6 protein-coding genes are annotated in these 6,924 nt (G+C 45.7%); 2 read left to right on the forward strand and 4 right to left on the reverse strand.

Annotated elements, in window-relative coordinates; translation table 11 throughout:
• Window positions 1-96 precede the first annotated feature (96 nt).
• A complete protein-coding gene (locus Q4Q46_RS16940) occupies window positions 97-1,728 on the forward strand; it encodes a methyl-accepting chemotaxis protein (protein WP_311906552.1) in 1,632 nt (543 codons plus the stop codon).
• 179 nt (window positions 1,729-1,907) lie between these two features.
• Here Q4Q46_RS16940 and Q4Q46_RS16945 read toward each other — a convergent pair whose 3' ends face one another.
• The 4 genes from Q4Q46_RS16945 to Q4Q46_RS16960 form a co-directional block, all read right to left on the reverse strand.
• Window positions 1,908-2,372, reverse strand: a complete 465-nt coding sequence (locus tag Q4Q46_RS16945; RefSeq protein WP_011845981.1) for a hypothetical protein — start codon at window positions 2,370-2,372, stop codon at window positions 1,908-1,910.
• Window positions 2,373-2,453: 81 nt separating this feature from the next.
• Window positions 2,454-3,299 (reverse strand): FAD:protein FMN transferase, encoded by an 846-nt coding sequence (locus Q4Q46_RS16950; protein WP_006083954.1) that lies wholly within the window; start codon window positions 3,297-3,299, stop codon window positions 2,454-2,456.
• Window positions 3,296-3,850, reverse strand: coding sequence for an FMN-binding protein (locus Q4Q46_RS16955; RefSeq protein ID WP_006083955.1), 555 nt, complete (start codon window positions 3,848-3,850; stop codon window positions 3,296-3,298). The genes Q4Q46_RS16950 and Q4Q46_RS16955 overlap by 4 nt, the downstream gene beginning before the upstream one ends.
• 108 nt (window positions 3,851-3,958) lie before the next feature.
• Window positions 3,959-4,867, reverse strand: a complete 909-nt coding sequence (locus tag Q4Q46_RS16960; RefSeq protein WP_012090053.1) for a DUF6662 family protein — start codon at window positions 4,865-4,867, stop codon at window positions 3,959-3,961.
• Between the two features lie 679 nt (window positions 4,868-5,546).
• Between Q4Q46_RS16960 and Q4Q46_RS16965 the strand changes: the two genes are divergently transcribed.
• Entirely contained in the window at window positions 5,547-6,881 is a 1,335-nt protein-coding gene (locus tag Q4Q46_RS16965) for a Na+/H+ antiporter NhaC family protein (protein ID WP_107403921.1), read from the forward strand.
• Window positions 6,882-6,924: the final 43 nt, after the last annotated feature.

The following is a 6,924-nucleotide window of genomic DNA, read 5'->3' on the forward strand; positions in this document are numbered from 1 at the left end:
ACTTCGCCCAGAATCCCATCGCAATTTACTGCATGTAAAAGCAATTTCATCAATAACGGCTAAGCTATTTATTAGGTTATTAATGGAGATACTCCTATGTTTAACAGTATTCGCGTTAAGTTTTCACTGATGTTTGCCATTATGGCGACAGCGCTCATTGTTATGGCCGTCACAGACGCCATGCAAAGCCGTGCGACGGTAAAGCAGATGCAAGAGTTCAGTCAGTTATTTAATCCTGCGATTTCGGCAATTCTCAATGCAGACCGCGATCTTTACCAAGCACAGCTCAGTGAAGAAGTGTTATTGAGGGAAGAATTATCAGCCGAGAATCGCAAGAGTGAAATTGATAACTGGCAAGAAAACGTCGACCAAACCCGTGACAGAATGGGCGAGTTTAAAAAAATCCTTAAAGATCACCTGCTCGTACTGCAATCCACCAATGGCTTTGAAGCGCAATTTTCCCTCTGGTATCAAGCCTCATCGGAAGTCATTAACGCAGTCAAAAGTAACGACTTTGCGCGGGCGAAACAGCTTCACGAGACCAAATCCAAGCAAGAGTTTAAGGCCTTAAGAAACATCTACAATGCGGCGGGGGAAGCGGCCGATAACCGCGTAAAAGAGCTGGACTTACAAGCAACTGAACAGGCAACCACCCAAACCCAAATATCCCTCACCGTAGCCAGCTTAGTGGCCATAGTCGCCCTGTTGATTGCCTACTTTGGCCCTAAAATCATCGTTAATGCCATTAAAGATATCACCAGCAGGATCAATGACATTGTTGATGGTGACGGTAACTTAACCCAGCGGATCCCGATCAAACGTCAAGATGAGATCGGTGAGCTTGCCCATGCCTTTAACTTGTTTGTAGAACAACTGCAGCAGATGGTGATCTCGATTATTGGTCAAACTAAGGATGTGAGCCACACCGTTGAAAGCCTTGCGACTAAGTCCACCACCACAATCAACATCAGCCATGAACAAGAGCAGTTTGTCGATACCATAGTCACAGCAGTCAATGAAATGAGTGCGGCCGTAAGAGAAGTCGCCAGCAATGCCCTACACACGGCGACCGAAATCACTAAGGTGAACGACCAAACGGTGGAAGGTAAAAATATCCTCGCCCAGTCCGTTAATCATATTCAGCAACTGTCTGAATCGGTTAAGAATGCCGTGACTGTTATTGAAAAACTCTCAGTCAATTCAGCCAATATTGCCTCTGTACTTGATGTGATCCGCTCTATTGCTGAGCAAACTAACCTGCTCGCCCTTAACGCGGCTATTGAAGCGGCGCGCGCTGGCGAACAGGGCCGTGGCTTTGCCGTAGTCGCCGACGAAGTGCGTACACTGGCGAGTCGCACCGAAACCTCGACCCAAGATATTCAGCGTATGATTGAAGAGTTACAACGCGGCGTAAATGATGCAGTTAAAAGCATTGAATCGGGCGCCAGCCTGACCACATCGACCGTCACCCTCGCCAGCCAAACCCAAGATGCATTGGATGAAATCCTAAACTCCACCTCTAAGGTCAGCGAGATGTCCACTCAAACGGCAACGGCGACCGAAGAACAGACCCATGTAACCGAAGAAATTAACCGTAACTTGACTGAATTATCCGATAAAACAAGATACTGCAACTTAGTCATTCAAGAGACCCAACAAATCGTCGTCAACACTAAGGCTATTTGCAGTAACCTACAAAAAGAAGTGGCGCGATTTAAAGTCGCCTAAACTGGCCGGTTGCTAACGACACATAGTTAGCGACAAGCGGTTAATGACAAGCCGCTAGCAACAAACAGCTAAAACGAAAAGAGTGCCAATTAGGCACTCTTTTTAATGTGTTTTAACATGGGATTTTTAATCGAATGCTTTTGAATTGGGTTTCAAATTGGGCTTTGATGCAAAACTTATCAGCTACGGTGACGCCTAAGGGATTGAACGCGAATTTTACGGCCATGGTAATAATGCCAAACAAAACCTGAAAACAATAACATCCCCAAAAACATATGTAATAAACTGGCAAACAGTTGGGTTGATTCTGAGCTCAAGTAATACAGTCCCACACCCGTTAACGCTAAGGTGATAAGACTGAGTGACATCACTAAGCCACTCCAATGGTTCAATTTTTTACGCCATCCTGCCCGAATATGACTGTGCCAAAGTGCACCAAGTAGCATCAACAGTAACCAACCTAACAACACATGCATCACCACTGCGGGTAACCGTAGTTCACCGCTGAGGCCAAAATCCACTTCCCACTGCAACTTAAACTCCATCACCCAAGGCAGCATAAACAAGCCTGTGAGCGTGGTGACGCTAATGGTAAGAATGATTAGCCAAAAAAACCAATTTGGATAGCCAGTTAATTTCTTCATAGGAAAATGTTATACACTCATAACGCAGCTTTTCCTTAGTAAATTCAGTAAGGAAAACTGCAAATAGTACCAAAGGAATGATTATTCAAAACTGACTAATCGACCACCTAAGTGAGCAATTTTGTCAGCGGCGGAGTCAGAGCTTAGGTAACCCGCAACCTTAGTCAACGCATCGGCGCGCCAAGCAAAGGGCGCACTCACACTGACAATACGTTCACTTTCAAGATCGATATTCACATCAGTAACATTGCCCGTGGGCAGTAATAACGCAGGATAATCATGGCTTAAAGTTTGTGACACCCGCGAACTTGCCAGCGCCATATTGCTAACGCAGATCTTTTGGCTCAATCCCTTTGGGCCGCGGCAGAGTACATTTAAAGAGGCACTGCCAAAGACTCTTAAATCGCCACCGGCATTCACCCAACCACCGCCAACGCCCGCACGGCGCAGCTCACTCACCGCCATATCAACCGCATAACCTTTGGCTATGCCATCTAAGGTTAAAATGAGTGGCCTAGCTAATCGTACTTGATTATCTTTTATTTCAATATCTTGCCACTCACCTTGCAATAACAAAGGCATACCAAGATAGGCAGGCAAAGCACCGCGGGACATCATTTCCCCGCCGACAGTACAATTGAACAAGTTGTTGCTCGCCTTGCCTAGCCACTTAGCTAACTTGAGCACTCGTAAACTGTCTTGGCTTACACGAATCCATGTCCCTGGCTGGCGATTTAGCTGATTTAACTCACTGTCTTGCTGATGAAAACTCAGTAACCGACCAATATGCGTCACACGTGAAAAAGCCGCTGTCATCGCGGCTTCTAAGGCTTTATCCTCAAGTGGGATCTCACTGCCAGAATGTGGCAGTGACTCGGCGGCAATTTCCACCAAAGTCCCGAGTAAGGGTTTAGCGCGACGTATCACGATAATGCCGTCTGTGACAGGAAGAGTTGATGAATAACCAACAGACGCTTCACACCATCGAGTAAATTACGGCAACTCAAGGTTGCGCCGCTGATATTGGTGACATCCTCATCCAGTTTAAAGGGATCGTTCAGTGTTTTACCGTGGAACTGTTGGCGCCAACTGGCCTCGCGCACTTGACCGCCATGGGTCTCGCGATAACTCAACACTTCTAACCCTAACACTTCACCTTGCGGGCTAATCCCAACGGCATAAGTAATGTATTCATGTTTACCGACCACATCATCAACCATAAACCAACCGAGAAATTGCCCGTCTTTCTCCACTTTCCAAATCGGCTGTTGATCTTGACGCTGACGCACGCCAGACAAATCTTTGATCTGATCTTTCGCATCTGAGCTCAATAAAGTTGGCCGCTCGCTAAATACGGCCGCTTGATCAAAAATCAATGCCTGCGCCTGTGCAACCGTTAAATAGTCAGCAGCAAAAGCGGGCGCGGTCACCACGACCATGGGCATAAACCACAAGCTATTCCAATATGTCTGCGCCATTTCAATACCTAATGTTAGTGAATATGGAATAAAAACGAGCCATCCTTGGCGCTCACTCTGGCGGTGCAGCCTATTACATTCGCTGCAACAGCCTTCATTGAACCTAGATTAAAAGTTAAATGCGACCTTCAATCTGATTTCTTGTTTTGTTTTTTCAATCAGATGCAAACTGGTATCGCGCTGACCTTGGTACTGCTCACCACCGCCACTTAACTGTGGTAACCAAGTCAGCGTCGCCCACCAATCAGCACTACCATAATGCAATGAAGGGCCAGCAAAGAAGGACCATCGTTCTTGGCCAATTTCAGTTTCAAATTCAGTTTCAAAAAGCACTTCGGCGCTAACGAACCAATTAGGGGCGAAACGATAGCTTAAGCCTGTGCCCATTTTCAATTCCAGTTCCATCTCTGGATCCGTCGACCATTCGAAGTCTTCTGGTAGATTAGCGATAGGCGCACGGTCGGCATAGGTTGATTCCATGCCTAAGTTCCCCACCCAAATTAACTCACCTTCGAGCATGTATTTTTGGGTTTGCAGACCAAGATCTAACGACAAGGTGTCTTTGTCTTGACCAGAATGCACATCAATCCAGTCGTAGTCGAGGGAGGCTGTCATCGACAAACCTATGTCATCCTTGGCTGGGCTTAAAAACATATAGCTTAGGCCAACTTCGGCGCCAGAGGATTGAAAACCAATTTTTTTCTCTGCCGGCAAATAACCATCGATGATAAGCCCACTGGTGTCTAAGGACATAAACTTAGCAGAAGCTGACACCGCCAGTTTATTCGTTAGGCCATACTCGAATTCAGTTTCGTAGTTAATACCTCTGTAGGTGCCTTGACCCTTATCATTACGCAGGGTGATCTTTTGGTACAGTTCGATGGCGTCTTTAGGCATAGCTTCAGCGCCTTTGACATAACCGAATAAATCTTCACCGGCGATCGCAGTATGGTTCAACCCTAAAGTCAGTAAAGAGACGGCTACGAGACTCAAGCCATGGCGAGAAGATGTATGCATTTAAACAAAGCCCCAAAGAGTTATTAACATAATTTGTGCGGATTCTATTAAACTCTCTAGTACAACGCAAATCGTTATCATTAGTGTTTTATAGGTTTTTTATGCGGTTAACACTTTTTTACATTTGAAAACAATGAATTGATTGTTAAGGTTTAATTAATATTATTTTGTTATATGAACCTGATTAGGCCGCTAAACGAGCGCTGCAAGCTAATAAGCAATAAAAATGAACTTAACTCGATGGATCCGCTCATCTACTTCGCCTTCTAAACTCATATCGACACTCACTCAGTGCATCAAAGCTTCAAGGGAAATAAGGGCGATAAATAGCCAACTTATCCCATCACCCCGGGCCACAGCTTAAATTTCACGCTATTCCATTCAGTTGCAATACACTCTAAATCAGATAAAAAACCTCTAACTTAACCTGAATGCAAACTGTTAATGCATTGATTACAAATTAAAATACAGACTAAGCCTCATCTTATACAACCAATTAATAACCTAGCGATCACAACGGAAGTAAAAACATCTAGACGTCTAAATTGACAGGTTGGTGGGGATCAAATATGCTTTGCCTCAAGTTGCTAAGATACGATGCCGAAGCGACACTAAATTTAAGCGAGTTTGACTGCTAAGGAACCAGCGGAAAGAACTCTAAGCGAAAGAGAGATAACATTTGAGCAATCCAACACCAGCAACACAGCACAGCCCGGCATCTTTCATTGCCCTGTTGCCATTATTTGTTTTCCTTGGTCTTTTCATTGGCGCGGGTGTGTATTTCCAAAGCCAAGGTGTCGACTTTGCCTTCTATCAATTACCGAGCGTTATCGCCATTTTACCTGCGATTATTCTGGCGTTGATTTTATCAAAGCAGAAATTGAATCAATCGATTGATACCTTTATTGGCGGTATTGGTCACAGCAACATTATTGCGATGTGTTTGATTTATCTATTAGCAGGCGCCTTCGCAGCGGTCGCTAAAGCCACAGGCGGCGTCGATGCCACTGTTGCTCTGGGTTTATCACTGATCCCATCAAACTTGTTGTTACCCGGTTTCTTCGTGATTGCGGCCTTTATCGCAACAGCCATGGGAACCTCAATGGGCACCATAGCTGCTGTCGCACCCATAGCCCTCGGCGTGGCCGACCAAGCGCAAATCGACTATGCCCTGATGGCAGGTGCGGTCATGTCTGGCGCACTATTCGGTGACAACTTATCGATTATTTCAGATACCACGATTGCAGCCACCCGTACTCAAGGCTGTGATATGAAAGATAAATTCCGTGAAAACCTGATTTTCGCTATCCCAGCATCACTGCTAACCTTGATTGCCTTTGTATTTGCAGGCCAAGGCCAGGCGGAATTAGCGACGCAGAACATCGATCTCATTAAGGTCATTCCTTATCTGACCATTTTGATCTTAGCGGTGGCGGGTCTGAACGTATTTGTGGTCTTAACCTTAGGTATCTTATTAGCGGGCGCTACGGGTCTATTTACTATGGATTACGGCGTGATCCAATTCGGTAAAGATATTTATGCTGGCTTTAGCAATATGCAGGAGATTTTCATTCTGTCTATGCTGGTCGGTGGTTTAGCGGCACTTATGCAGCAACAAGGTGGTCTCGCCTTTGTGAGCAAACAGATTGAAAAGCTGATCACGCGTTTTTCAAAGGCACAAGGTGAAGCCTCATGCCGCGCCGCAGAACTGGGTATGGCTGGCATAGTCGCAGTGACTAACACTTGTGTGGCCAACAACACGGTTTCTATCGTTGTGACCGGTGATATTGCTAAAGACTTAGCCGAGAAACATGGTGTAAGCCCAAAACGTGCCGCCAGCGTCCTCGATATTTTCGCCTGTATTATCCAAGGCTTGATCCCGTATGGCGCACAAGCCCTACTGATCGCCTCGACCTTTAGCATCACCCCATTGGCTGCGGTATCACACGCTTGGTACTGTATGATTTTAGCCGTCGTGGCCGTTGCGATTGTGATTTTCCGCAAACGACACTAATAGCTAGCACTATACTTACCGCCTGTTAAACAGCAGGTTGAAA

It is taken from the genome of Shewanella vaxholmensis (assembly GCF_031932135.1).
GTDB lineage: Bacteria > Pseudomonadota > Gammaproteobacteria > Enterobacterales > Shewanellaceae > Shewanella > Shewanella hafniensis.